We start from the raw sequence: 1,270 nt of genomic DNA on the forward strand, positions 1-1,270 counted from the left end.
GGTGCTCCTCCCAGTCCTGATTTAGGAGCGCCTACACCTCCGCCCCAACCAACTCCGATGGCAGTCGAGCCATCGCCAGCCCCTAGTCCAGAGCCAATAGCTGAACCATTGCCTATTGTCTCAGCCCCAGAGGGCACAGGCAGCACCTCAGCGAACCCCTTCAGCGACCCCTTTGCTGCGACTTCAGAGCGCTCTACATTACCATCAACCCCAGTTGATGACATGGATCCCTTTGCCAATCCGTTTGCGGTGAGTGCATCAGAACCTACACCATCATCAACGCTGCCATCCTCTTCAGATCCCTTTGCAGATCCCTTTCAGGTTAGTGCCAGCCCTCCTCCCAAAGCAGGCAAAGCGCCACCATTGCCAGTTGCGCCCCGAATTGATGACGATAACACCACGTTTTTAGCGGCTGAGGCCGAGCGTCTGTTCGCGGAAACAGAAGCCATATTGTCCACCCCAACCGATGAGGACAATAGTGATTTTCTGATGGCGCAGGCAGAGAAACTGTTGGCTGAAACGGAATCTTTGGCTGCTCCAGCACCGTCCCCGCCGATCGCCATGCCTGCTGCATCACCACCTACCAGTGTGGTTCCACCTGTTCGAGCCACTTCAGACGTAGGAGAGGCGATCGCTCCTCAGCACGTGTTAGAGGGTCACAGTGCCAACGTAACGGCTGTCAACTTCAGCCCAGATGGTCAATTTCTGGTCAGCAGTAGCGGTGACGGCACCATCAAACTCTGGCAATGGAGTGCTGAGCGTGCACTCAATACCTTCACTGGCCATGAACAATGGGTTTCTTCAGCGGTGATTACAGCGGATGGACGGTTTGTTGTCAGTGGTAGCTTTGATGAAACCATCCGCATTTGGGAAATTGCTATTGGGGAGGAAATTTTTGCCACGGTTGGGCATAAACAGGGTGTAACTGCCGTGCTGACCTCATCCGATGGCAAGCTGATGGTCAGCAGTGGTCGTGATCAAACCATTAAAGTTTGGGATTTAGAGAATGGATGGGAATTACGTACCCTCAGCGGCCACACTGGCTCTGTTAGCTCCTTAGCGATGAGTGCAGATGATAAAACCCTAATCAGTGGGAGTGATGATGCCTCGGTGATGGTGTGGGAGCCAACCTCGGAAAAATCACGCCATACCCTGCGGGGACATGCTCAACGCATTTACACAGTAGCTGTGAGTGCAAACGGTAAGCTAGCGGCGAGCGGCAGTGGCGACAAGACTATCAAAATCTGGAATGTGCAAGCTGGCAAAGCAG

The 1,270-nt window shown here is 53.8% G+C and carries 2 protein-coding genes; one reads left to right on the top strand and one right to left on the bottom strand.

Going from position 1 to position 1,270, the window contains the following annotated elements:
- On the bottom strand, positions 1-224 hold a 224-nt coding region (locus tag NZ772_19185; protein ID MCS6815681.1), incomplete at its 3' end, for a hypothetical protein.
- Between NZ772_19185 and NZ772_19190 the strand changes: the two genes are divergently transcribed.
- Positions 223-1,270, top strand: a 1,048-nt coding sequence (locus NZ772_19190; protein MCS6815682.1) for a WD40 repeat domain-containing protein, incomplete at its 3' end; no start/stop codon positions are given. The two genes, NZ772_19185 and NZ772_19190, sit on opposite strands and share 2 nt — an antisense overlap.

The sequence above is a fragment of the Cyanobacteriota bacterium genome, assembly GCA_025054735.1.
In the GTDB taxonomy this organism is placed as follows: domain Bacteria; phylum Cyanobacteriota; class Cyanobacteriia; order SKYG9; family SKYG9; genus SKYG9.